The following is a 25,763-nucleotide window of genomic DNA, read 5'->3' as shown; positions in this document are numbered from 1 at the left end:
TATAATCAAACATTATGAAGAAATTTTTATTACTATATTTTCTATTCTTTTGTACTATTTGTTTTGCTGAAGTTGCTAATAAAGAAGTTCTATTACTCCACTCTTACCATAAAGGATATAAGTGGAGTGATGATATTTCTAAAGCAATTGAAGATAAATTTGCCTCTCATAAAAACATTGAACTTACAACAATGTACATGGATACAAAAAGAATCCTTGACCCAATTTACTTAAATAAATTAGCCAACTTATATAAAGAACAATTATCAAATAGACACTTTGATTTAATTATTGTAAGTGATAACAATGCTTTAGAATTTATGATAAGGTATCACGAGTATTTATTTAAAGATATCCCTGTTTTATTCTGTGGTATTAATAATTTTGATAAAGCACAACTTGAAGAAAATAGTATGAATGAATTTACTTCAGGAGTAGTTGAACAAGTTGATTTGGAAAAAAACTTTAAACTAATTCATGATCTTCATCCAAAAATGAAAAATTTGATTATTATAAATGATCAATCAAAAACTGGTTATGCAATAAAAAGAGATTTAAGACCAATAATTGAAAAATATAAATTCATTTTTAATATTAAATATATTGATAAAATGGATATAAAAGATTTAAAAAATGAAGTACAAAATCTTGATAAAGATGATGTTTTACTTTTTGTTTTGCTTTTCAAAGACAAAACAGGAAAAAACTTTACCTATAAAGAGGGATTAAAACAAATAAAAAGTATAAGTAAAAATCCAATTTATGGATTATGGGATTTTTATTTAAACTATGGGATAGTTGGTGGTCTTGTAACCTCTGCCTCAGCTCAAGGAGATAGTGTCGCAAATATGGCACTTCAGGTTTTAAAGGGGAAAAGCATAAAAAAAATCCCTATTTTAGAAAAATCACCAAACCGATATATATTTGATTATAACGAATTAAAAAGATTTGATATTTCATTGGATGATGTGATTGATAATTATGAAATAATAAATGAACCAACTTCTATTTATAGACAAAATACAAAATTTGTGATTATTATAATTATCATTATTTTTACTTTAAGTATTATGGTTGTAACCATGAGAGCAAATATTCAAAGAAGAAAAAAACTTGAAAATGAACTATCAAACCAATTAAAATTTGAAAAAGTTTTACTTGATACTATTCCAAATGCAATCTACTATAAAAACAGAGATGGGAAGTTTATAGGTTGTAATTTAGCTTTTGCAAAACTTTTTAACGTAACAAAAAAAGAGGTTATAGGTAAAACTGCCTTTGACTTTTTTCCTAAAGATATAGCTAGTAAAAATGTAGCGATAGATGAAAATATTTTAAAAAATCAAATAACAAATACTTCAGAGATTGCTTTACACTTTTCAAATTTACAAATGAAATATTTTATTTTAAATAAAGCCGCCTATGAAAATATCAATGGAGAAATTGGTGGAATTGTTTGTATTATGGATGATATTACAGATAGGGTACAACAAAAACAATTCATAATCCAACAATCAAAACTTGCTGAAATGGGAGATATGGTTGCTGCCATTGCTCACCAATGGAATGAACCACTAGTTGAACTCTCTGCCCTTGTTCAAGATATACAAACATCACATATGTTAGAAGAGCTACAAACTCAAGATGTGGAAAATTTTGTAAAAAGTTCAATGGTACAAATTCAATATATGTCACAAACTCTAAGTGACTTTAGGAACTTCTTAAAACCTTCAACAAAAAAAATAAATTTTTCTATAAAACAATCTTTTAACGATATTTTAGAGATTGTAGGGAAACAACTCTTTTATTGCAATATCAAACTTGAAATAAATTATCAAGAAAATTTTGATGATTTTATTATTTATGGATATAAAAATGAGTTTAAACAAGTTTTATTAAATCTAATAAACAATGCAAAAAATAAAATCGTAGAGAACAACTTAGAGAGTATAAGTAAAATTACAATTAACGTTTATAAAAATAGTAGTTATAATATAATAGAAATAGTTGATAATGCAGGTGAAATAGATGAAAAAATCATTCACTCCATTTTTGACCCATACTTTACAACAAAAAAAGAAGGTACAGGAATAGGTCTATATATGGCAAAAGTAATTATCGAAGATAAAATGCAAGGGCAAATATTTGTGAGAAATGATGAAAACAATGTTATTTTTACAATAAAAATTCCAATAAATAAAAAGGTTTGATTATGAAAATATTACTACTTGAAGACAATGATAAGTTAAATCAAACAATAAATAAAAGGTTGGGAATAAAAGGTTATAAGGTTGATTCTTTTACAGATGGACAAAAAGCATATGATGCTATAGAAAATGGTTATAACTGTTTTTTATTAGATATAAATGTACCAAATGTTGATGGAATTAAGATTTTAAAAAAAATTAGAGAGTATTATGAAGAAATTCCAGTAATTATTATCAGTTCTACCGTAGAACTAGATATAATAAAAGAGGCTTATGATTTAGGATGTAATGATTATTTGAAAAAACCATTTTTTATTGATGAATTGGAGATAAAAATAGAAAAGCTCTGTAAAATTGCAAAGGATGTTATAGAGTTCGACAAAGATTACTTTTTTGATTTTAAATCATCTTTATTAAAAATAGGCTCACAAGAAGTAAGACTTACAAAAAAAGAAAGACTTCTTTTAAATCTATTTTTAACTAAAAGAAATGAAATAATTTCATATGCAGCAATTGAAAACTATGTATGGGAAGGTAACTTCGTATCTTTAGAATCAATAAGAAGCTTAATAAGAAGGCTAAGAAAAATTTTGATTAAAGAATATATCCAAACAGTTGTTGATACAGGATATATTTTTAAAATATAAAATTTAGCAGTTTTTTTATATTTAAGATTAAAATATCATTTCATTATCATATTCACAAGTTACAATTTTAATGAACAAATACAAAAGGAGAATATATGAATATGTTTGGTAAAACAACTAAGCTACTTGTAGCATCGGCACTACTTACAGGTTTAAGTACTGCTTCGATGGCTGCTGAAAAAGTATATAAATGGAAGTTAGCAACAACTTGGGGACCAACACTGCACCCATTTATTGACGCGCCAACTAAAATGGCTGAAATGGTAGAAAAAATGTCTAAGGGAAGACTACAAATTAGAGTAGATGCTTCAAATAAACATAAATCTGCACTAGGTATCTTAGATATGGTTAAAGGTGGTCAGTATGATATGGGTCACTCTGCATCATATTACTGGAAAGGTAAAGACATTAATACAATGCCTTTTACAACAATGCCTTTTGGTATGACTGCGCCTGAACAATATGCTTGGTTCTATTATGGTGGTGGAATGGAACTTATGCAAAAAGCTTATGCTCCTCATCATGTACTATCTTTCCCTGGTGGAAACACAGGAAACCAAATGGGTGGATGGTTTAGAAAAGAGATTAATTCACTTGATGATTTAAAAGGTCTTAAAATGAGAATTCCAGGTTTTGCAGGGGAGATTATGGCAAAACTAGGATTAACAGTTACAAATATTGCTTCTGGAGAGTTATATACTTCACTTGAAAGAGGAACAATTGATGCTCTAGAGTGGGTTGGCCCAGGAATGGATATCAACATGGGATTCCATAAAATTGCACCTTATTATTATACAGGATGGCATGAACCAGGAACTGAATTACAATTCTTAGTAAATGAAAGAGCATTTAAAAAATTACCTGCTGATTTACAAGAAATCTTAGTTGTGGCGATGAAATTAAGTTCATATGATATGTATGCACAAAACTACGATATGAGTGCAACAGCTTGGTCAAAAATTGCAACTGATTATCCAAACATTAAAATTAAAACTTTCCCAAAACCAGTAATGGATGCTATGAAAAAAGCAAACGAAGAGTTATTAGTTGAAATGACTAAAGATCAACCTCTTTTAAAAGAGATTTTAGATTCTCAAAAAGCTTACCAAAAGAAAGCTAGAGAATGGACAAAAATGTCAGACTACTTATATTTAAAAGATAATTTATAAGAAGTTTGTTTAATCCCTTTTTAGGGATTAAACCATTTATAGGTTACATAAATATACTTTCAAAGTATGTTTATCTGACTTATTTGAAAACCCCAAAGGATTTTTTATGTTGTTAAAATTAGAGCGAGGTTTCGATAAATTTGCTAATTTTATTGGAACAATAACTGCTATTACAATGGTACTTATGATTTTAAATGTATTTTATGATGTTATCATGAGATATTTTTTCAAATCAGGGAGTATTGCAATGCAAGAGATGGAGTGGCATCTATTCTCTATAATTATACTTTTAGGAATATCATATACCCTAAAAGAAGATGGTCATGTTAGAGTAGATTTAATCTATGACAGACTACCAGATAGAAAAAAAGCTATGATTAATATGGTTGGTGTTATAACATTTATTTTACCAATTGCTTTGCTTGTAGGATTAAGTTCGATTGGAAATGCTCACGAAGCTTATGTATCTATGGAACAAAGTGGCGATCCAGGTGGATTACCTTATAGATGGATAGTAAAAGCACTTATACCTTTATCATTTTTACTTTTATTAATAACTTCAATTGGTTATTTTATAAAAAATTTAAATATCTATAAAGGAGTTCATCCATCAGATGATTATAACTTAAAAGGTGAAATTGAAAATCTAAAATGTGATTTAGAACAACATAAATTTCACATTGTAGATATTGATGAAAGAGGAGATTCTAAATGATAGGTATTATTATGTTCTTTACAGCATTATTTATGCTGTTAATAGGATTTCCTGTTGCTTTTACTTTTGGAGCTGTTTCTGTATTTTTTGGAATTATTGCAGGTATTGTTGAAATTGGTTTTGATAATGGATTAAGTAGCTTAATTGAAGGAATTCATGAAGGTATCTTGATGTTTGATTATATGCCATTTAGAATTTATGCAATTCAACAAAACACAATTTTGATGGCTATTCCTATGTTTATTTTTATGGGTATTGTTTTACAAAAAACAGGACTTGCAGAAAAACTACTAGAATCTATGGGATTTTTATTTGGAGAAATTAGAGGTGGAGTTGCGATATCAACTGTACTTGTAGGAACTTTACTTGCTGCTTCAACTGGGGTTGTTGGTGCATCAGTTGTAGCAATGGGAGTTATCTCTCTTCCTGTTATGATGAAGTATAAATATAATGTTCCACTAGCTGCAGGAACAATCTGTGCATCTGGAACTTTAGGACAAATTATTCCTCCATCAATTGTATTAATCATTTTAGGAGATGTATTTCAAGTTCCAGTTGGAGATCTTTTCTCTTCTGCTGTATGGCCAGGACTTGCTCTTGTTGCAGCTTATATTTTATTTATTTTAATAGTATCATTTGTAAAAAAAGATATGGCACCGGCTATTCCTTCACATGAACATATGGGAAGTAAAAAACAACAAGTGTTACAAGCATTGGTTGCGATTATTCCATCATTGACACTTATTATTTTAGTTTTAGGTTCAATTTTTGCAGGAGTAGCAACACCAACAGAATCTTCAGCAGTAGGATGTTTAGGTGCAATTGGACTTGCTTTAATGTATAAAACATTTTCAACTGATATGGTAAAAGAGGCAGCTTTAGAATCTGTAAAAATTACATCAATGGTATTTGGTATCTTAATTGGAGCGACTGCTTTCTCTATGGTATTTTCATATACAGGTGGAGAAGAGATTGTTCATGATTTCATGACAAATTTACCAGGTGATAGTAAATGGTCATTTATATTATTTACTATGTTGGCAATTTTAGTTTTAGGTTTCTTTATTGACTTTATTGAAATTTCATATATAATTGTTCCTATTTTAATTCCTGTTTCACAAGCATTAGGGATAGACCCAGTTTGGTTTGCAATATTAATTGCTATGAATTTACAAACATCGTTCTTAACCCCACCATTTGGATTTGCACTATTTTATTTAAAAGGTTGTGCGCCAGCTAGTGTAAGGACCATAGAGATATATAAAGGTGTATTACCATTTATTTTCATACAATTATTTGTATTAGCACTTGTTGCATTTTATCCTGAAGTATTTGGAATGAGTATTTCTAACTAAAAAGAGGCTTATTATGTCACTGTCACTGTTTTTAAAATTACTATCAAATATTATTTTAAAACAAAGTGACATAATGAACTCATTTATTAATGACCCCCAACAAAGAATTTATACAGTACCTCGCCTTGAATAAACTATTCTTTTTTTAATTAACAAAATATACATAAAAAAGGATTAACAATGTTAGAAGAAAAATATCAAGATTTTTTAGAAGTTATCTCTACAAAAATAGCAAAAAATCAAATTTTTACAGATAAACTTCATACTTTAGTTTATGGAACTGATGCCTCTTTTTATAGATTATTACCAAAAATTGTAATAAAAGCCAACAATGCTGATGAAGTTCAGTTTATAATAAAAGAGGCTTATAAAAAAGTACTACCAGTTACATTTAGAGCAGCGGGAACTTCCCTATCAGGGCAAGCAGTTAGTGACTCTATTTTAATAATTACATCTAGAAAGTTTACAAACTTTAAATTAGCAGATGATAAAAGTTATATAAGCTTAGAACCAGCTCTTACAGGGGAACAAGCAAATAATATATTAAAAGAGTTCAATAAAAAAATAGGTCCAGATCCAGCTAGTATCAATGCAGCCATGATAGGTGGAATTGCAGCAAATAATGCCTCAGGGATGTGCTGTGGGATATCACAAAACTCATATAAAACATTAAAGTCTATCAAGCTTATAATGGCTGATGGAACTAGACTTGATACAGCTAGCGAAAAATCAAAAAAAAGATTTAGACATCAACATACAGATTTTTTAGATGGATTAAAAAACTTAGCAACAAAAACAAAACAAGATAAAGAGTTGAAATCTTTAATAGAAAAGAAATTCAAAATCAAAAATACCTGTGGATACTCTTTAAATGCCCTAGTTGATTACCATGATGAATTTGATATCTTATCTCACTTAATCATTGGAAGTGAAGGAACACTAGCTTTTATAGAAGAAGTGACTTACAATACCGTAGAAGATTATCCGAATAAAGCAAGTGCTTTGATATTTTTTGAGAATATTAAAGATGCTTGTGATGCAGTATCAAAAATCAAACTTGCAAAAGACGATGGGAAAATTATTGTAGATGCAGTTGAGCTTATGGATAATAAAGCACTTAAGTCAGTTCAAGATAAAGAGGGAATGCCAAACTATCTTAAAGAGTTTAACAATGAAGTAACTGCTTTATTAATAGAAACAAGAGCAAAACTAAAAAAAGATTTAAAAATACAGACAAAAGACATCGAGGGTATTTTAGATGAGTTTAAAACAGTAAGACCTATAAAATTTACTTCAAAAGTAGAAGAATATACACTTTTTTGGAAGATTAGAAAAGGGCTTTTTCCAGCAGTTGGAGCAGTAAGAAAAATAGGAACAACAGTTATTATTGAAGATGTTGCTTATCCAATAGAGTCTTTATCTCAAGCAACACTTGAACTTCAAAGTCTGTTTGAAAAACATGGTTACCACCAAGCCTTAATTTTTGGACATGCTTTAGAAGGAAATTTTCACTTTGTATTTACCCAAGATTTCAATGATGAAAAAGAGGTTAAAAGATACGATGAGTTTATGAATGATGTTACTACATCAGTTGCTGTAAAGTACCAAGGAAGTCTAAAAGCTGAACATGGAACAGGTAGAAATATGGCTGCCTTTATAGAATTAGAGTGGGGAAAAACTGCTTTTGATATGATGGAAAGTATTAAAAATCTTTTTGATCCAAGTGGCATTTTAAACCCAGGTGTTATTATAAATCATGACAAACAAGCTCACTTAAAAAACTTAAAACCACTTCCTGCAACAAATGATTTAGTTGATACATGTATTGAGTGTGGTTTTTGTGAACCTATGTGTCCATCAAATGCAATTACCTTTACTCCAAGACATAGAATAGTAGCAAATAGAGAAATCAGCAGATTAGAATCTATTGGAGAACAAAAAGAGGCAGAGGAATTAAAAGAAGCATATGTTTATGATGGATTAGAGACTTGTGCAACTTGTAGCTTATGTTCAACAGCATGTCCTGTTGGAATTGATACAGGAGCTTTAACGAAATATCTAAGACATGAAAGAATTACTCCAACTCAAGATAAAGTAGCAACATTTATAGCAAATAATTTTTCAACAACATTAAGTGGTATGAGAGTTGGACTAAAAAGTGCAAATTTTGTTCACTCCTTAATTGGAACTTCACTAATGAATGGTATGACAAGTAGTTTTAGAAAACTTTTAGGAACTCCCAAATGGAGTGCGACACTTCCTAGTGGATTGAGTATAAACAAAAAATTTACAAATAAAGCAAGTGATAAAAAAATAGTATATTTTCCTTCATGTATTAGTAGAACTATGGGGCAAAGTAGTTTTTCTCAAGAAGAAAAAAGCCTATATGATGTAACAGTAGAGGTTTTACAAAAAGCTGGTTTTGAGATAATCTTACCAAAAGCTCTTGAAGAGTTATGTTGTGGTATGCCTTTTTCATCAAAAGGATTCAAAAAACAATCGGAGCAAAAATCAACCCAGTTAGAAAAAGCACTAATAGAAGCAAGTAAAAATGGCGAATACTCAATACTTTGTGATACAAGTCCATGTACTAAAAAGATGAACGAAAGCTTTATAAGTGATATCAAAATATATGAGCCAATTGAGTTTTGTTTAGATAAAGTTGTAAATGAATTAGAATTTACAAAAATAGATGAACCAATTACCATACATACAACTTGTAGTTCAAGAAAAATGGGATTGCATGAGAAATTTATAGCCTTAGCAAAACTATGTTCTAAGGAAGTAATTGTACCAGCTGACGTTAAGTGCTGTGGTTTTGCAGGAGATAGAGGATTTAATTTCCCAGAATTAAATAAATCAGCCCTAAGTTCTCTAAAAGAACAAACAAGTAAAGCTAAACTAGCTTTCTCTACTTCTAAAACTTGTGAAATAGGATTGAGTGAAGAATCAGGTCTAGATTACAACTCTATTTTATACCTTGTAAATAGATGTACTTCACCTAAAAATTAATAAACTAAACTTTCATCAAACAAATATTTTACCAACTTTGTGGTAGAATATTTGCTTTATAAAAAGGATTAAATGATGAAAGATAAGAAAATCCAACTTTTTGCAAAAAGGGTTTTATTCACTTTATTAGCTACATTCACTATTTCAAATGCACAAATGATAGACGCATTGGCATTGACGGTAAATGATGAACCAATTACTATTAATGATATCAATGAAAAGATGTCAGAAACAAACCTAAGAAAAGCAGATGCAGTTAGTTTATTAATTGATGAAATATTATATAACCAAGAGTTAGACAAACAAGGTATTAGTGTTGATATTTTTGAAGTAAATAACTATCTTGAAAAAATAGCTGCTTCAAATGGTATGGATTTATATACGTTTAAATCAATTCTTAGACAAAAAAATAAAAACTTTGAAGAGTTTGAAGCTCAAACTAAAAAAGAACTTCTAAAAAGAAAACTTGCAGATAAACTTGTACGTGGAAATATAACAATTGCCACAGAAGAAGATTTAAAAATCTACTATGAAAATAATCAAAATATGTTTACAACTGCTGCTATAATTGATGTAACACAATATGCTTCTAAAAATAAAAGAGCATTGATAGCTATATCTCAAAACCCAATGGCTATATTTCAAGAAGTAGTTAAAAAAGATTTTATTTTAGAACAAGATAAATTAAATCCACAATTGAAATTTCTTTTAAATGATACTAAAAATGGCTCTTTTACTCCTGTTTTTACAGCAGATAGAAACTTCGTTATGTTTTATGTAAAAAATAAAAGTGGTGTTACTACGCTAAAATTTGATGAAGTAAAAGATAAAATTTTTACTACTCTTATGAATGAAAGAGAACAAAAATTTTTAAAAGAGTATTTTGAAAAATTAAAATTAACAGCTGATATAAAAGTGATAAGATAAAGGAAATAAATGTTTGAAGTAATAATTGGTCTTGAGGTACATGTACAACTAAATACAAATAGTAAACTTTTTTGTTCTTGTGCAACTAGTTTTGGAGAAGCTCCAAATACAAATGTATGTCCTACTTGTTTAGGTCTTCCAGGAGCACTTCCTGTTCTAAATAAAGAGGCTGTTCATAAAGCAATTATGCTAGGAACTGCATTAAAATCAAAGATTAATCAAAAATCAATATTCAATAGAAAAAACTATTTCTATCCTGATTTACCATCTGGTTACCAAATATCCCAGTTTGAAGTGCCTGTTGTAGGACTTGGTGAGCTTGTAATAGATTTTCCATATGGAAGCCAAAAAACTATTGGAGTTACACGTGCTCACCTAGAAAATGATGCAGGTAAAAATATCCATGCAGGAGATGTTTCACATGTGGATTTAAATAGAGCTGGAACACCTTTACTTGAAATAGTTTCAGAGCCAGATATGAGAAGTGCGGAAGAAGCAATTTTATACCTTAAAAAACTTCACTCAATAGTTAGATATCTAGGAATTAGTGATGCTAATATGCAAGAAGGAAGTTTTAGATGTGATGTTAATGTGTCTATTAGACCAAAAGGTGATACAAAGCTTTATACTAGATGTGAAATAAAAAATATGAACTCATTTAAGTTTATTGAAAAAGCAATTATGTATGAAGTAAATAGACATATAGAAGCTTGGGAAGATGGAGTTCACGATACAGAAATAGTACAAGAAACTAGACTTTTTGACCCTGAAAAGGGTGAAACAAGATCTATGAGAGGAAAAGAAGATGCTGCTGATTATAGATATTTTCCAGATCCAGATTTAAGACCTGTAATTATTACAGATGAAATGATGGAAAAATATTCACAAATTCCAGAACTTCCAGATGAAAAAAAAGCTAGATTTGTAAAAGAATATGGAATAAAAGAGTATGATGCAAGCGTAATTACAAGTTCCCTTGAAATGGCACACTTCTTTGAAGAGATGTTAGAAGAGGGAATTAGTGGTAAAAATGCAGTTACATGGCTTACTGTAGAGTTACAAGGAAGATTAAAAGAGGGTATCACCCTTCAAACATCACCTGTCGATGCAAAAAAATTAGCAACAATAATTAAAAGAATTGAAGATAATACAATCTCTGGAAAAGCGGCAAAAGAAGTTCTAGATTTCCTAATGGAAAATGATGTAACTGTTGATGAAGTTATTGAGAAACTTGGATTAAAACAAGTATCAGATGATGGTGCATTACTTGCAATGATTGATGAAATTTTAGCAAATAACCAAGATAAAGTTGCAGAATATAAAGCAGGAAAAGAGAAAATGTTTGCTTTCTTTGTAGGTCAAACTATGAAAGTAAGTAAAGGAAGTGCAAATCCTCAAAAAGTAAGTGAATTACTTAAACAAAGATTATCATAAAATGAAAAACAACTCTATTGCAGTTATTGGTGCAGGAAAATGGGGACAAGCTCTTCATTTTGCACTTGGTTTAAAACAAAAAGTTTATATTTCATCAAGAACAACAAAAGATATTAAAAACTTCGTTGATTTAAAAACTGCTATGGATTGCGAATACCTAATAATTGCCATTCCAGCTCAAGAAATAAGAGCATGGCTAAGGGAAAATTTTGTTTATAAAGGACAAAAAATACTTGTAGCATCAAAGGGAATTGAAGCTTCTAGTGGTAAATTTTTAAATGAGATTTATGAAGAGTTTGTTCCTAATAAAAATATAGGTTTTATTTCTGGTCCTTCCTTTGCAGCAGAAGTTATGAAAGCTTTACCAGCTGCAATTGTAATTAACTCTGATTCTAAAAAGATTTATAAAGAATTTAGTAAATTTTTCCCTGATTTTCTAAAAACTTATTACTCCAAAGATGTAATAGGTGCAGAAATTGCAGGAGCATATAAAAATGTTTTAGCCATAGCTAGTGGTATTTGCGATGGACTTCATCTTGGAAATAATGCAAGGGCATCATTAATCTCAAGAGGTCTTGTTGAAATGGAAAGATTTGGGAAAGAGTTTGGAGCAAAAAAATCTACTTTTTTAGGTTTAAGTGGAGCAGGTGACTTATTTTTAACAGCTAGTTCAACCATGAGTAGAAACTACCGAGTAGGTTTAGGTTTAACAAGTGGAAAAAAATTGGAAACTATTTTAGAAGAACTAGGAGAAGTAGCAGAAGGTGTTAAAACAGCTGAAGCAATATATATTCTGTCCTTAGAAAACCATATTTATACGCCTATTGCAAATGAGGTAAAAAAAATCCTAGATGGAAAAAATCCTAAAGATAGTTTAAAAGATTTACTTAAGAGTTAATAGTGCAAACTATACCTTTTTTTAACCTATCTTTAACCCTTATTCCACTTTTATTTGTCTGGTATTATTATAATAAATGGACAAATGACAAATATGAAATAATAATCTCAACCTTTAGAATGATTTTTCAATTGCTTTTAATAGGCTATTTTCTTATATTCTTATTTGAAAAAAAAGATAATTTTATTGGCTTATTTATAGTTTTATTTATGGTTACTGTTTCCACTTGGATAGCCCTTAGAAATACAAATGATAAAAGCTTTAAACATTACTCAAAAATTTTTACTGCTATTGCTATTTCGGGGATTATTCATCTTGTTTTAATTATAGAATTTGTACTTGATTTAAAAGAGTTTTATGAGCCAAGATTTGTAATACCAATTGCAGGGATGATATTTGCAAATACAATGAATGCACTATCTTTAGCCATTGAAAGATTTGAAAAAGAGATAATAAGAGATGTTGTTTTTGAAAAAGCTAGAGAAATAGCTTTTAAAGCCTGTATGATACCTCAAATAAACTCTCTTCTTGCAGTTGGGCTGGTTTCCCTTCCTGGAATGATGACGGGACAAATATTATCTGGTGTTGACCCATTGATTGCTGTTAGATATCAAATAATGATAATGACAATGATAATATCAAGTGCTGGAATTAGTACTGTTATTTACTTTTTATTAAATAAAAGCAAAGTCTCTTAATAACTATATAATTATCTTATATAACTAAAAATAAAACCTTTTTTAACTTCATTAAATTATTCATTTATTAAGAAACTTTGTTTTTATGGATCTCACCCCACAAATATAACTGCTTTAATATAGGTTTTAGTGTTTGTCCATATTCTGTTAATGAATACTCAACCTTAGGAGGAACTACAGGATAAACTTCCCGATGAACAATTCCATCATCTTCCAACTCTCGTAACTTTTGTATCAACATCTTTTGCGTAGTTCGAGGAAGAAGCTTCTCCAATTGACTAAATCTTTTCTTTTCACTTCTTAAATACCATAAAATAAGAATTTTCCACTTTCCTGATAAAGCATCAAGTGCCGTTTCCACAGGACACTTTTCAATTGCTGAATTTTCTATTTTTTTAACCACTATTTTTCCTTACTATACTTTTAGATAGTACCTATTTTTTTAGTATGTTCTTGTTCTTTTGTCTAATTTTAGCTAAAGTTATAGCATAAGTAAATAGGAGAAAAAATATGAAAGCATATGTTGTAGAAAAATTAGAAGATAAAAAATTTGAATCGGGAATAAAAGATATTGTGATACCTGAAATTGGAGAAAACGAAGTATTAATAAAAGCAACATACTCTTCACTTAATTACAAAGATGCCTTAAGTTCAGTTGGAAATCCAGGAGTTACAAAAAACTTTCCACATGTAACAGGAATTGATGTTGCAGGAATAATTGAAAAATCAAATTCAACTAAATTTAGCGTTGGAGAAAAAGTTCTAGTAACAGGTTACGATTTAGGAATGAATACAGATGGTGGTCATCAAGAGTTTGTAAAAGTTCCAGATTCTTGGGTAGTTAAAATTCCTGAAATTATAAGTGATAGAGAAATTATGATTTATGGAACAGCTGGATTAACTGCAGCATTGAGTATCAATGAATTATTAAATAATGGTATAACAAAAGGAAATATTTTAGTTACTGGTGCAACTGGTGGAGTTGGAAGTATAGCCATAAGTATATTACATAAACTTGGATTTAATACAACGGCTATAACTGGAAAAGAAGATAAAATACAATTTCTAAAAGATTTAGGAGCAAATGAAATTATTCTAAGAAGCGAATTTGATGTGGAAAACAAAAGACTAATGGGAAGTGAAAAATTTGATGGAGTAATTGACACAGTTGGTGGAAATATTTTAGCTGAAGCATTAAAAATAGTAAAATATGATGGTGTGGTTACTTGTTGTGGATTAACCTCATCATTTGAATTACAAACTAATGTTTTCCCATTTATTTTAAGGGGTGTTAGACTTATTGGTATAGATTCTGTTGAGTGTAAAATTGAGAAAAAAATTGCAGCATGGGAAAAAATTGCAAGTGAGTTTAAAATAGAAAATTTAGAAAAGCTAACCAATGAAATAAGCCTTGATGAAATAAAAGAAGCATATAAATCTTTATTGACAGGAAAAGCTTCAGGGAGATATTTAGTAAAAATATAATATCATTAAGTCTAAACAATTAAAAAAGAGACAAAATGAATATAAGAAAAAAGGTAATTTTTAGTTTTATAGTTTTGGTTGTTTTTATTATTTCAATTAGTTCATTGAGTTTACTAACCACCTATCATATGAAAGAAAATTCCAGTTTTGCAAAACAAGTTTCTAGATTAATTAACATTCAAGAAGATATGAATGAATTAATTAATTTTTCAATATTAGAGAATTCACTTGAAAAATTAAAAAAAATAAAAGAAAAATTTAATACCTATGAAAATGATTTTGAATCATTAAGGGAAGATATAAATCAAAAAAATCAAAAAGATTTTATTGATTATATCTTACCAAATATCCGTCAAAATAAAGATATTTTAGTCTCTTTAAATAATCTTTTTAGAAATGAACACTCCATTGAACTTATCTTTGATGAAATATATAAATATCAAGATAAACATATATATCATGATGAACTATTTAATGACCTTTATCCAAAAGAAAATGATAAAAGAAAACTACTTCAAGAGCTTATTTTTAAAACAAATAACTTAAAACTTATTCAAGAATTTGGAAACTTACGTTACTACAGTAAAGAGACCCTTTATCAACATAAAGATAAAAAAAGATTTTTAAGTTGGACAAATTCAATTGATGAAATTATTTTAGAATTAACTAAAAAAGATCCATTTAATCTTCTTCCCTTATTTATTGAGTATAAAAAAACTGTTGATATTGTTGGTAATTTAGCCATTGATATTAATAATATAGAAAATGAAGAGAAAAATTTAACTGATAACCTTACAAAAATACTAAAAGAAAATAGAAAGGAGTCAACTTCTATTGAGATAAAAATAGAAGAACTTGCTGAACAATTTTTAAGTAAAACATCTCTAATCCAATTTACTTTAGTAATTACAATTATTTTAATAACTATTGCTTTAACTTTATATATATCTTCTAAACTTACTAATATCATTAGTAAACTAAATATTGGTGTTAAAAAATTAAAAGATGGTGATTATAGTGCAAATATTGTTATTAAAGAAGATAAAGAGTTTAATGAAATTGCAACTACTTTTAACAATATGGCAAAAAATATAGAACAACATCAAAATACCCTAGAAGAAAAAATCAAACAAAGAACAAATGAGTTACAAGGTGCTCTAATAGATGTTCAAAATCAAAAGGTTACTTTAGAAAATTTATCAAATAAACTTGCAAAATATCTATCTCCTCAACTTTTTGATTCAATATTTAGTGGAAAACAAGATGTACAAATTGAATCTAAAAGAAAATATTTAACTGTATTTTTCTCTGATATTAAAGGTTTTACAGATTTAACAGATAGTGTTGAAACCGAAACCTTAACTCAACTTTTAAATGAATACTTGGACATTATGTCTAGTATTGCCATTAAACATGGAGGGACCATTGATAAATATATTGGGGATTGTATTATGGTTTTCTTTGGAGATCCCTTGTCAAATGGCAAAACAGAAGATGCAGTTTCATGTATAAATATGGCAATTGAGATGAAAGAAGAGATGAGTAAATTGCGTATTAAATGGCAAAGGGATGGTATAAGTAAACCTTTCCATATAAGAATGGGAATAAATAGTGGACACTGTACAGTTGGAAACTTTGGTTCAAAAAATAGACTTGATTATACTATTATTGGAGGAGTTGTAAATCTAGCCTCAAGACTTGAATCAAATGCAAGACCAGACCAAGTTTTAATATCTAGTGAGACCTATATGCTCATTAAAGATAATATAAAATGTGCAAAAAAAGAGGAGTTGACAGTAAAAGGTATAGCTCATCCAATACAGACATATGAAGTACTTTCTAGTAGTAGTAACAGTACAATTATCCAAGAAGAAAATGGCTTTAATCTTATTTTAGACCTAAATGAAATTGATAAAAAAAGTGTATTGAATATCTTGAAAAATACAATTTCAGATGTTGAAAAAAATATTTAAAGAGTTTTTTAGATAAAATAGAAAAAATTTACAATAATTAAAAGAGAATTCATGCAACAATTTTTAGCAGAAGCAAAAAAAACAAGCAGACATATCTCAACTTTAAGTGGTGAAATCAAAAACAAAGTTCTAAATGAAATGGCTGAAGCTATTATTGAACATTGTGATTATATTATTAGCCACAATGAAAAAGATATGGAAAATGCTAGAGTAAATAATCTAGATGCAGCATTGATGGATAGGTTACTTCTTACAGGTGATAGGGTTATGGGTATGGCAAAAGCTATAAGAGAAATAGCTATGCAAAAAGATCCAGTGGGAAGAACACTTGATGGTTGGATAACAGAAGATGGGTTAAATATTCAAAAAGTATCTATTCCTATTGGAGTAATTGGAATCATCTATGAAAGCAGACCAAATGTTACAAGTGACACAGCAGCACTATGTTTTAAAAGTGGAAATGTTTGTGTTTTAAAAGGTGGAAAAGAAGCCGAAAACTCAAATAAAGCAATAGCAACTATTTTACGAAATGTTTTAGATAATAATGCTCTTCCACAAAATGCCATATCTTTACTACCTGACTCTTCAAGGGAAGGAGTAGCCACATTAATCAAACAAGATAAATATGTGGATTTAATCGTACCAAGAGGTGGAGAAGCCTTAATAAAATATGTAAGCGAAAATGCAACAGTACCAGTAGTAAAGCATGATAAAGGAGTTTGTCATACTTATATTGATAGAGATGCAAACCATGAAAAAGCAATATCAATAGCAATAAATGCTAAGTGTTCAAGACCTAGTGCATGTAATGCCTTAGAGACACTTTTAGTTCATAAAGATGTAGCTGCATATATTTTACCTCCTTTGCATGAAGCCTTTATTCAAAATAGTACTGAATTAAGAGGATGTGCTACAACGAGAGAATATATTGATATTCATTGTGCAAGTGAAAATGACTATGACACAGAATATTTAGCAAATATTTTATCCATAAAAGTTGTAAAAGATATAGATGATGCCATATCTCACATCGCAAAACATGGTTCAGGTCACTCTGAAGCAATTATTAGTGAAAACTATACAAATATAAATAAGTTTTTAAATGAAGTAGATTCTGCTTGTGTATATGCAAATGCGAGTACAAGATTTACAGATGGTGGAGCTTTTGGGCTTGGTGCTGAGGTAGGAATTTCCACAAATAAACTTCACTCAAGAGGACCAATGGGAATAAATGATTTAACAACATTTAAATTTAAAGTTTATGGAAATGGACAAATTAGAGAATGATAAACAAAAGTATTTTTAGAGAGTATGATATTAGAGGAATTGTTGGTAGTGAATTAAATGAACAAAGTTCAAAACTTATAGGTTATTATTTAGGTTTAGAGACCATAAAAAGAACTAAAATTCAAGAACCAGTTGTAGTAATCGGGTATGATGCAAGAACACATTCACCTGAACTTTTTGGCTACCTAACTTCAGGCTTTAATAAAGCAGGTTGTAAAGTTTTAGGTATGGGAATGGTTGCAACGGGAGTTAACTATTTTGCTTCTTTTCAAGAGTTTAATGGAATAAAACCAAATGCTTCAGTTATGATAACTGGTAGCCACAATCCAAGTGAGTATAATGGTTTTAAAATCACTATTTCAAATGCACCCTTTTTTGGTGAAGATATATACTCTATGGGTGAAAAAATAATTCTAAATCAAGATATGATAATAGAAGATAATAACTCTTTTGAAGAAATCGATGTAAAAAGTTTATATAAAAACTACATGATAAAAGAATTTTCTCACCTAAAAGGTATGAAACAAAAACTTATTATTGATTGTGGAAATGGTGTTGCAGATACAGTTTTAACTGATATTTTAGATGCCTTAGAATTAAATTATGATGCCTTATATTGTGAACCTGATGGAACTTTCCCAAATCACCATCCAGACCCAAGTGAAGAAAAAAACCTAAAAGATGTAATTGAGAAACTAAAAGGTGACTATGAATATGGTTTTGCCTATGATGGAGATGCAGATAGAATTGCATTTTTAACTAAAAAGCATAATGTAAAAGGTGACATTATGGCACTTCTTTTTGCAAAAACTATGGAAAACCCAGTGATTATTGGTGAAGTTAAATGTACCCAAATCATGTATGATAGAATCAATGAAAAGGGTACAGCTGTTATGTATAAAACAGGACACTCAAATCTAAAAGTAAAACTAAAAGAGCTAAATGCAGATATGGCAGCAGAAGTATCAGGACATATATTTTTCAATGATAGATATTTTGGTTTTGATGATGCTATTTATGCTACATTTAGACTTTTAGAACTTATTTTTAATGGTATGGATATTGATAAAGAGATTGACTCTTTGCCAAAAGTATATTCAACAGAAGAGATAAAAATAAAAACAACTGAAGAAGAAAAATTTCCTTTAATGGATAAAATAAAAGATAACCTTCAAAAAGTAGGAAGTGATTTTCCTAAAATCTTAGATATTATCGAAGTTGATGGAGTAAGGGTAATATTTGAACAAGGATGGGGATTAATAAGAGCTTCAAACACAACTCCTGTACTTGTGACAAGATTTGAATCTACTGATTTAGAAATTGCGAAACTTTATGAAACAAAACTAAATGAGATAATAATAAATAGCCAAAATGAACTTAGTAACATTACAAACTAAACCAACAAAAAATTTTCAAGATAATTTAGATTATCTTGAAAAACTTATTTTACAAACACCAATAGAATCATTTATATTAGCTTCTGAGCTTTGTTTAACACTTTATGCTTATGAAAGGTTAGAAGAAGCAAGTAAGCTCACTATAGAGGCTATAAAAAGATTAACTATCCTTTCTAAAAATAGAACTATTGCACTAACAATGACCACAAAAGAAGAGGGAAAGTATTTTAATACCTTTTATATTTTTCATAAAGAAAAAATTGTTCACAAACAATCAAAAATCAAACTCTTTACTCTAAATGATGAGAATAAATACTTTACAGAAGGTGAAGAAAAAAACATAAAACTTTTTGAAATAGATGGTCTTAAAATTGGTGTATTAATCTGTTTTGAATTGAGATTTATAGATTATTGGCAAAAACTAAAAGGTGCTGATATTATTTTAATCCCTGCAATGTGGGGAGCAAAAAGAAAAGATAACTATGAAACACTAACAAGGGCATTAGCAGTTGCAAATCAATGCTTTGTAATAGCAAGTGATAGTGCAGATGAGTCTTGTGCAAAAAGTTCTGCAATAATCACTCCATTTGGAGAAATTACCCTTGATGATGAAAAAGAAATTATCTCTAAAATAGTTGATTTAAAAGAGATAAAACTTATGAGAAAATATTTAGATGTAGGTATTAAATGATATGAAGATTTTATTTGTTTGTTTAGGAAATATATGTCGCTCACCTCTTGCAGAAGCTATTGCCAGAGATTATGCACAAAAAAAAGACTACCAAGTGGAAGTTGATTCTTGTGGCACTGGCTCTTGGCACATAGGAGAGGCTCCTTGCCCTGACTCTCAAAAGATAGCCAAAATAAGAGGTCTTGATATTTCTAACTACAAAGCAAGACAAGTTTGCAAAGATGACTTTAAAAAATTTGACATACTTATTGGACTTGATTCAAAAAATATAACTTCTTTAAAAGAACTTGGATATAAAGATGCACTTTTAATGGGAGATTTTGGTTTTGAGGGAGAGGATGTTCCTGACCCATACTTTTTTGATGGATTTGAAGGTTTTGACAAGGTTTTTGATATGATTGAAACTTGTGTTAAAAATCTTTTAGATGAGAAGGTAAGAAAATAACTCTATCGTTTTATAATCGCTTTAGCTTTTTCTACCCACTCTTCTTCAATAACTCTGTTATCAATAGAAAAATACTCTTCTATCCAATCAACATTTTTTTCTGTCCATTTTGCTATTTGTTCAATATGAAAAATACCCAAGGCATTTAGTTTATTTTCCATATCTTTATCAATTCCTTCTATTTCTTTTAAATCATCTTTTCCAGTTGGTCTTGGATTTCCTAAAATAAAAGGTTTATTATAGATATTTCCAGGCTTTCTAAGAATTGGATTTATTTCATAAGAAACTGGTTTCTTCTTATATCTTAGTTTCCCAACTAAAAAACCAATATACATAGAAAGTATAGACACAGCAAGTAACCAAAAAACTATCTTAGAAGCAATTATCAACATACTCATTCCTCAATTATTTTAAATTCTACTCTTCTATTTTCAAAAGAATAACCATTTTTATCATTTGGAACTAAAGGTTTACTTTCCCCATAACCAACAGCAGTAATTCTATCCTTTAAAATACCAAGTTTTTCCAACTCTTTTTTTACACTCTTTGCTCTTTCTAAAGATATCCACTTATTTACTTCTGTTTCGCCTTTTGCGTCCGTATGACCACCTATTTCAATCTTAACATTTTCATTTTTTAATAATATTTTCGCTATTTCTTCAATAACTTTATAACTCTCATCTGTAACATCAGTTCCTAATCTTTTAAAAAAAATTTTCTCTTTAGAAAGCACTTTATCAATCTCTTCTTGAGTTTTAGCATTTAAAATTTTTTTAGGTTGAATCATTTTTGATAATTCTTCAATCTTTTTCTCTTGTGAAAGTTCTTTTACTTCTTTTGGTTTCTCTTCTACTTGTTTTTCTTCTACAATAGTATTATTTTCATCTATAATTTCAGGTTTCTCTATTTCTTTAAGCTCTTCAACTTTTTTATCTATCTCTTCATTTACTTTTTCCTCTTCATTATCAACAACTTCTTTATTTTCTGTTATTTCTTCATTTATTTTTTGTTCAGAGGGAGAAGGATTAGTTATTTCTTCTTGAGAAACTATAAGAGTAGGAGTATTCATTTCGATTTCATATTGAGTAAAATAAGTATATACACAGCCAAGCATTACGCCAATTAACAGAAAAACTAAAAAAATAATTTGCTTAATTACACTCATGTAGCTCTCTTTCATAAAATCCATTTATTGTATCTAAAAAAATTATATTTTTCAACAAAAAATTATAAATTATAAAAAAAACAAAATAATATTTATAAAAAATATTTAATTAATGGTTAAATTTAGAAATTTTTTGGAATTTTTTGATTTTGTGACGCAAGATGTGACATCTTTTCCCTAAAATTATATATATGGTCTTTAGGAGGGTTTAAAATGTTATACTCTAATACTTTAAAATTTATTTCGATATTGATTGTTTCTTTTTTTATCTCTTTTGGAATTACAGAGATTATATTTTTTCAATTTCAAACAGAAAACATATCTACACCAGATTTATTAGATACTCTTTATGCTGTTTTAAATTTACTTTTATTTTTATTAACAGTTTTACTTATCAAACTTTTTCTTGATGAGAAAAAATATAAAGCTATGAAGTATAATTAGACAACTCTATTAAGTTCATATCTGGGTCTCTTAGATATATGGATTTTATAGTTCCTAGAGCTCCTGTTCGTGGTACTATTCCTTCTATGATTTCAATACCTTTTAAATCTAAAAACTCTTTTACTTCCTCAAGGGGTGTATCAACAATAAAACACAAATCTGCACTTCCTTCTTTGACATTAAAAGCTTTTGGCTCAAACTCATGTCCCAATTCATGAAGATTTATTTTTGCTTTTCCAAATTTTAAAGCAATACGAGAACCTTTAAAAACTTCTTTTTCCATACCTAAAATTTGAGTATAAAACTCTACAGTTGTGTCTATATTTTTTACTGTTAAGACAAAATGGTCTAATCTATTTATTTTTATCATAAAAAATTATAACAAAATTTATACATATTGAATAGGCAAGTAATAGGTTGCTTCAAATTTTCCATCTTCACTTAAAAAGTGATTCTTTTTAAATATCACATAAGAAGGGTTTGTTGTAGTTTCAAATCCACTATTTGGTAACCAATCATGATATGCCCATTGAATAAATCTAAGCACATCACCTAACTCTCCTTTTATCTCAAAAGTTGCATAAAGTGCTTCAGGAGTATAAAATAATGGCAAGCTAGTATTTGATAAATCCACCTCACCCTTTGGAATAATCCCTGCCACATAAAAACACTCACTATGGGGTGTAATACTTGGATTGTCATGGTAAATTCCTATCTCTTCATAATTATTTATATTGTTAGTATAAACCCATGCTTGAAGTTTTTGCCATATCTTTACAACTTGAGTTTTTAAATAACCCCTTTGTCTTATATAATAAGTTGCTCTTGCCTTTGATTTTATGATTTTTGGTTCTATGTTTTCAAAATCTTTTTTTTCATATAAGGCTAAAGTTGAATTTTTTAAGATATTCATTGAATACTCTTTATATCCTCCCTTTCTCCACTCTTTAGGAGTTTGATGAAATCTCTCTTTAAAAGCCCTTATAAATGAAGTTTGGGAGCTATATCCACACATGGAAGCTATTTGAGTGATAGTTGAATATTTATTTGTAAGCAAAAGGTTTGATGCCTTTTGTAGTCGTGTTGATTTTATGATTTCATAAATATTTATGCCCATAATCTCTTTAAATATTTTATGCAAATGAAATTTACTAATACCAAAACTTAAAGCTAAATCATCGATATTAATATCAGTATCTATATACTCATATATATAATACATGGTATCATTTGCTATTTGTACATGTTTGTTATAAGTATCTCTTTTTTGCATATTTTTCCTTATATTTATTAATTTTAACATAAAATGTATTTTTTATGAACAAAAATAGATAATTTTTTAACCAAAATATGTAAAGAATAAAAAAATATTAAAAGATAAAATCTCATATAAAATTAAAAAGGAGTAGTTTAATGAAACGAAATGATTTTTTATTAGCACTTTTTATCACTTTTGTTTGGGGAGTTAATTTTTCAGTAATTAAACTAGGCCTTATAGATCTTGATCCTTTTATATTATCAGGTATGAGATTTTTATTGTGTGCTTTACCTTTGGTGTTTTTTATAAAAAGACCTAATGTACACATAAAATATCTAGTCTCTTATGGACTTTTATTTGGGGTTGGACTTTGGGGAATAGTTTCTTTAGGAATTTATTTTGGAATATCAGCAGGTATGGCGTCACTTGTTCTTCAAATGAGTGCTTTTTTAACTGTGATTTTAGGAGCTGTTATATTAGATGAAACCATAGATTTAAGTAAAAAAATTGCTTTTGCCATAGCACTTTTTGGATTGGTTTTAATAATCAGTGTGACAGATGGTTCAGTTACTACACTTGGCTTGATATTGGTTTTAATAGCTGCTGTTTCTTTGAGTTTGACAAATATTATAGTAAAAAAAGCTCAAACTAAAAACCTGTTTTCATTTATGGTTTGGTCAAGTATTTTTTCACCAATTCCATTATTTGTATTGGCTTATTTGACAAATGGAGAAATTGTATTTACAAACTTTTTTGAAAACCTAACAAATACTGCAATATTTTCCATACTATTCCAAGTATATCCCACTACGCTTTTAGGGTATTGGATATGGAATACACTAATACATAAATATCCTGTATCTAGTGTTGCACCACTTAGCCTACTTATTCCTATATTTGGTCTAACTGGTTCGTATTTTATTTTTGATGAAAAAATTGGGCTGATTAAAATAGTTGCTTCATTTTTGATTATATTTGCCTTGGCTATTAATACATTTGGAAAAAGATTTTTAGAAAAAATTTATAAAGAAGTTTAAATGGAAGAGTTATACACTATTACAATGTTAGTTTCTATTGCAGCTTTTGCACTAACTGCAACCATAACACCAGGACCAAACAATGTCTTACTTTTGTCTTCTGGTTTAACCTTTGGATATAAAAAGACTTTACCCCATGTATTTGGGGTATTTTTAGGTTTTGCGGTTATGGTTTTACTTGTGGGTTTAGGTATTGGAATTGTATTTGAAAGATTTCCTATAGTTCTTAAAATACTTAAAATAGTAGGTATGTTATATCTTTTTTGGATGGCATATAAAATAGCAAGTAGTAAAGGACATATGAAAATAAAAGAAAAACATAAACCTTTTACTTTCTTGCAAGCAGCACTTTTCCAATGGGTAAATCCAAAGGGTTGGATTATGTCCATGACTTCCATGTCAATTTTTGTAACTTCAAAGGATAATAGTATAAGTCAAGTAATTATAATAGCCATACTATTTTTACTTGCAGGTGCAATATCTTGTAATGCTTGGGCGATGGGTGGAGTTGCTTTAAAAAGATTTATAAAAGATGAAAGTCATGTAAGAAAATTTAATCTTATCATGGCGATACTTTTAGTTGTATCAGTTGTCCCTGTGATACTCGAAGATTTGTAATAAGAACTTAGTTCTTATTACTTTTCTCATAACTAAATATATTAGGGTTTGTTTAATTTTAAAACCTATACTAACTTGAGGTGCCAAATTGGCACCTTTAAATTTTAATATTCTCTTGAAGAACAAGTTCTTCGCTTTCTTACTTTTTGCCCTTCGGGATTTAGTCACTAAGTTCCAGCATAGTGTTAAAAAGTAAGAGCTGTGCTTGCAGTCTCTTTGAGAAAAAGCCGCCAGCCGAGTTGTCAAAGGCAAGGATTTCTACTATTTATACCAAAATTCTTGAATATGATTACTCACTTCATCTGATAAATTATACCAATATGCTTCATTATTAGAAGTATTAATAACAATTAAATTATCATTAGAATCCATCTTCAAATGAATTTTTTTTGCAGCTTCTTCTGCACTTAATAACGAACTTACATACCAAGTTGACTTATTAATATATGCCCAATTTCCTAATTCTTTTATACTCTCTATAACTACATCATAATTTTGATTTGGAGAATTTAAATCATAAGAAATAAATAAATTATTCATTTAGACTTTCCTTCATTTTTTAAAGATACCCCAGTACCTGATTGATTTTCTGCTTGTGAACTTGATGTCAATGCAGCTCTACCTGCTTTCCCCCACTCTTCCATTTCTCTCATTACTCCAGCAGAGATTGCTTTAGCATCAGTCTTAATTTCTATTAATAAATCTTGAGTAGAATGATTTATTTTATCTGATTCTTTTTTTAAATATAGTGTAATCCAAATTGCAAATATTCCAAGTGCAATTGAGAAAACCGCTAGTATTAAGGAAATTATCTCAACTAAAGAAAGTGAATAAGTAATAGATTCATTCATTTAAATCCTTTAAAATTTAAATATAGAATTTCATATTTTGTTCTGAATCA

General features: G+C 28.8%; 26 protein-coding genes. 19 read left to right on the top strand and 7 right to left on the bottom strand.

Annotated elements, in window-relative coordinates; translation table 11 throughout:
- Nucleotides 1–14 precede the first annotated feature (14 nt).
- The 10 genes from ACQY5W_RS02430 to ACQY5W_RS02385 all read left to right on the top strand — a co-directional run bounded on the left by ACQY5W_RS02430 (nucleotide 15) and on the right by ACQY5W_RS02385 (nucleotide 13,062).
- A complete protein-coding gene (locus ACQY5W_RS02430) occupies nucleotides 15–2,210 on the top strand; it encodes an ABC transporter substrate binding protein (protein WP_428023350.1) in 2,196 nt (731 codons plus the stop codon).
- A gap of 2 nt (nucleotides 2,211–2,212) precedes the next feature.
- On the top strand, nucleotides 2,213–2,854 hold the full coding sequence (locus tag ACQY5W_RS02425) for a response regulator transcription factor (protein WP_428023349.1): 642 nt from the start codon (nucleotides 2,213–2,215) through the stop codon (nucleotides 2,852–2,854).
- A 95-nt stretch (nucleotides 2,855–2,949) separates the two neighbouring features.
- Nucleotides 2,950–4,023: a TRAP transporter substrate-binding protein gene (locus tag ACQY5W_RS02420; RefSeq protein WP_428023348.1), complete on the top strand. Its 1,074-nt coding sequence runs from the start codon at nucleotides 2,950–2,952 to the stop codon at nucleotides 4,021–4,023.
- A gap of 106 nt (nucleotides 4,024–4,129) precedes the next feature.
- On the top strand, nucleotides 4,130–4,738 hold the full coding sequence (locus tag ACQY5W_RS02415) for a TRAP transporter small permease subunit (RefSeq protein ID WP_428023347.1): 609 nt from the start codon (nucleotides 4,130–4,132) through the stop codon (nucleotides 4,736–4,738).
- The gene (locus tag ACQY5W_RS02410) at nucleotides 4,735–6,093 is read left to right on the top strand and encodes a TRAP transporter large permease (protein WP_428023346.1); all 1,359 of its coding nucleotides are present in this window, start codon (nucleotides 4,735–4,737) and stop codon (nucleotides 6,091–6,093) included. The genes ACQY5W_RS02415 and ACQY5W_RS02410 overlap by 4 nt, the downstream gene beginning before the upstream one ends.
- 180 nt (nucleotides 6,094–6,273) lie before the next feature.
- On the top strand, nucleotides 6,274–9,105 hold the full coding sequence (locus tag ACQY5W_RS02405; protein ID WP_428023345.1) for an FAD-binding and (Fe-S)-binding domain-containing protein: 2,832 nt from the start codon (nucleotides 6,274–6,276) through the stop codon (nucleotides 9,103–9,105).
- Between the two features lie 75 nt (nucleotides 9,106–9,180).
- The gene (locus tag ACQY5W_RS02400; protein WP_428023344.1) at nucleotides 9,181–10,032 is read left to right on the top strand and encodes a peptidylprolyl isomerase; all 852 of its coding nucleotides are present in this window, start codon (nucleotides 9,181–9,183) and stop codon (nucleotides 10,030–10,032) included.
- Nucleotides 10,033–10,041: 9 nt separating this feature from the next.
- A complete protein-coding gene (gene gatB / locus ACQY5W_RS02395) occupies nucleotides 10,042–11,466 on the top strand; it encodes an Asp-tRNA(Asn)/Glu-tRNA(Gln) amidotransferase subunit GatB (protein ID WP_428023343.1) in 1,425 nt (474 codons plus the stop codon).
- Nucleotide 11,467: 1 nt separating this feature from the next.
- Entirely contained in the window at nucleotides 11,468–12,364 is an 897-nt protein-coding gene (locus ACQY5W_RS02390; protein ID WP_428023342.1) for an NAD(P)H-dependent glycerol-3-phosphate dehydrogenase, read from the top strand.
- A gap of 2 nt (nucleotides 12,365–12,366) precedes the next feature.
- Nucleotides 12,367–13,062, top strand: a complete 696-nt coding sequence (locus tag ACQY5W_RS02385) for an ABC transporter permease (RefSeq protein WP_428023341.1) — start codon at nucleotides 12,367–12,369, stop codon at nucleotides 13,060–13,062.
- 67 nt (nucleotides 13,063–13,129) lie between these two features.
- On the opposite strand, the gene ACQY5W_RS02380 is transcribed toward ACQY5W_RS02385, so the two are convergent.
- Nucleotides 13,130–13,465 (bottom strand): winged helix-turn-helix transcriptional regulator, encoded by a 336-nt coding sequence (locus tag ACQY5W_RS02380; RefSeq protein ID WP_428023340.1) that lies wholly within the window; start codon nucleotides 13,463–13,465, stop codon nucleotides 13,130–13,132.
- Between the two features lie 107 nt (nucleotides 13,466–13,572).
- Here ACQY5W_RS02380 and ACQY5W_RS02375 point away from each other — a divergent pair, with 107 nt between their 5' ends.
- Genes ACQY5W_RS02375 through ACQY5W_RS02350 form a run of 6 tightly spaced genes read left to right on the top strand, consistent with a single transcriptional unit; the run spans nucleotide 13,573 to nucleotide 20,340 of the window.
- Nucleotides 13,573–14,547: a YhdH/YhfP family quinone oxidoreductase gene (locus tag ACQY5W_RS02375; protein WP_428023339.1), complete on the top strand. Its 975-nt coding sequence runs from the start codon at nucleotides 13,573–13,575 to the stop codon at nucleotides 14,545–14,547.
- A gap of 35 nt (nucleotides 14,548–14,582) precedes the next feature.
- Entirely contained in the window at nucleotides 14,583–16,520 is a 1,938-nt protein-coding gene (locus ACQY5W_RS02370; protein WP_428023338.1) for an adenylate/guanylate cyclase domain-containing protein, read from the top strand.
- Nucleotides 16,521–16,571: 51 nt separating this feature from the next.
- Nucleotides 16,572–17,807, top strand: coding sequence for a glutamate-5-semialdehyde dehydrogenase (locus ACQY5W_RS02365; RefSeq protein ID WP_428023337.1), 1,236 nt, complete (start codon nucleotides 16,572–16,574; stop codon nucleotides 17,805–17,807).
- Nucleotides 17,804–19,204: a phosphomannomutase/phosphoglucomutase gene (locus tag ACQY5W_RS02360; protein WP_428023336.1), complete on the top strand. Its 1,401-nt coding sequence runs from the start codon at nucleotides 17,804–17,806 to the stop codon at nucleotides 19,202–19,204. Before ACQY5W_RS02365 ends, ACQY5W_RS02360 begins: the two co-directional genes overlap by 4 nt.
- Nucleotides 19,179–19,895 (top strand): carbon-nitrogen hydrolase family protein, encoded by a 717-nt coding sequence (locus ACQY5W_RS02355; protein ID WP_428023335.1) that lies wholly within the window; start codon nucleotides 19,179–19,181, stop codon nucleotides 19,893–19,895. Before ACQY5W_RS02360 ends, ACQY5W_RS02355 begins: the two co-directional genes overlap by 26 nt.
- A gap of 1 nt (nucleotide 19,896) precedes the next feature.
- Entirely contained in the window at nucleotides 19,897–20,340 is a 444-nt protein-coding gene (locus ACQY5W_RS02350) for a low molecular weight protein-tyrosine-phosphatase (protein WP_428023334.1), read from the top strand.
- A 2-nt stretch (nucleotides 20,341–20,342) separates the two neighbouring features.
- On the opposite strand, the gene ACQY5W_RS02345 is transcribed toward ACQY5W_RS02350, so the two are convergent.
- Complete coding sequence (locus ACQY5W_RS02345; RefSeq protein ID WP_428023333.1) at nucleotides 20,343–20,732, bottom strand: hypothetical protein; 390 nt, start codon at nucleotides 20,730–20,732, stop codon at nucleotides 20,343–20,345.
- 2 nt (nucleotides 20,733–20,734) lie between these two features.
- Entirely contained in the window at nucleotides 20,735–21,505 is a 771-nt protein-coding gene (locus tag ACQY5W_RS02340; RefSeq protein WP_428023332.1) for an OmpA family protein, read from the bottom strand.
- A gap of 213 nt (nucleotides 21,506–21,718) precedes the next feature.
- Between ACQY5W_RS02340 and ACQY5W_RS02335 the strand changes: the two genes are divergently transcribed.
- Nucleotides 21,719–21,949: a hypothetical protein gene (locus tag ACQY5W_RS02335; protein ID WP_428023331.1), complete on the top strand. Its 231-nt coding sequence runs from the start codon at nucleotides 21,719–21,721 to the stop codon at nucleotides 21,947–21,949.
- Here the strand turns inward: ACQY5W_RS02335 and ACQY5W_RS02330 are convergent.
- Both ACQY5W_RS02330 and ACQY5W_RS02325 read right to left on the bottom strand, forming a co-directional pair.
- A complete protein-coding gene (locus tag ACQY5W_RS02330) occupies nucleotides 21,933–22,319 on the bottom strand; it encodes a VOC family protein (protein WP_428023330.1) in 387 nt (128 codons plus the stop codon). The genes ACQY5W_RS02335 and ACQY5W_RS02330 overlap by 17 nt on opposite strands.
- 18 nt (nucleotides 22,320–22,337) lie before the next feature.
- Complete coding sequence (locus ACQY5W_RS02325; protein ID WP_428023329.1) at nucleotides 22,338–23,222, bottom strand: AraC family transcriptional regulator; 885 nt, start codon at nucleotides 23,220–23,222, stop codon at nucleotides 22,338–22,340.
- A gap of 140 nt (nucleotides 23,223–23,362) precedes the next feature.
- On the opposite strand from ACQY5W_RS02325, the gene ACQY5W_RS02320 reads away from it, so the two are divergent.
- Entirely contained in the window at nucleotides 23,363–24,244 is an 882-nt protein-coding gene (locus ACQY5W_RS02320; protein ID WP_428023328.1) for an EamA family transporter, read from the top strand.
- A complete protein-coding gene (locus ACQY5W_RS02315; protein ID WP_428023327.1) occupies nucleotides 24,245–24,862 on the top strand; it encodes a LysE family translocator in 618 nt (205 codons plus the stop codon). It begins immediately after the preceding gene.
- Nucleotides 24,863–25,123: 261 nt separating this feature from the next.
- Here the strand turns inward: ACQY5W_RS02315 and ACQY5W_RS02310 are convergent, their stop codons facing one another.
- Entirely contained in the window at nucleotides 25,124–25,402 is a 279-nt protein-coding gene (locus ACQY5W_RS02310) for a hypothetical protein (RefSeq protein WP_428023326.1), read from the bottom strand.
- A complete protein-coding gene (locus tag ACQY5W_RS02305; RefSeq protein ID WP_428023325.1) occupies nucleotides 25,399–25,713 on the bottom strand; it encodes a hypothetical protein in 315 nt (104 codons plus the stop codon). Before ACQY5W_RS02305 ends, ACQY5W_RS02310 begins: the two co-directional genes overlap by 4 nt.
- Nucleotides 25,714–25,763 lie beyond the last annotated feature (50 nt).

The organism is Arcobacter sp. (assembly GCF_050300555.1).
Classification (GTDB): domain Bacteria; phylum Campylobacterota; class Campylobacteria; order Campylobacterales; family Arcobacteraceae; genus Arcobacter.
This window is presented reverse-complemented; position numbering and strand designations above follow the sequence as displayed.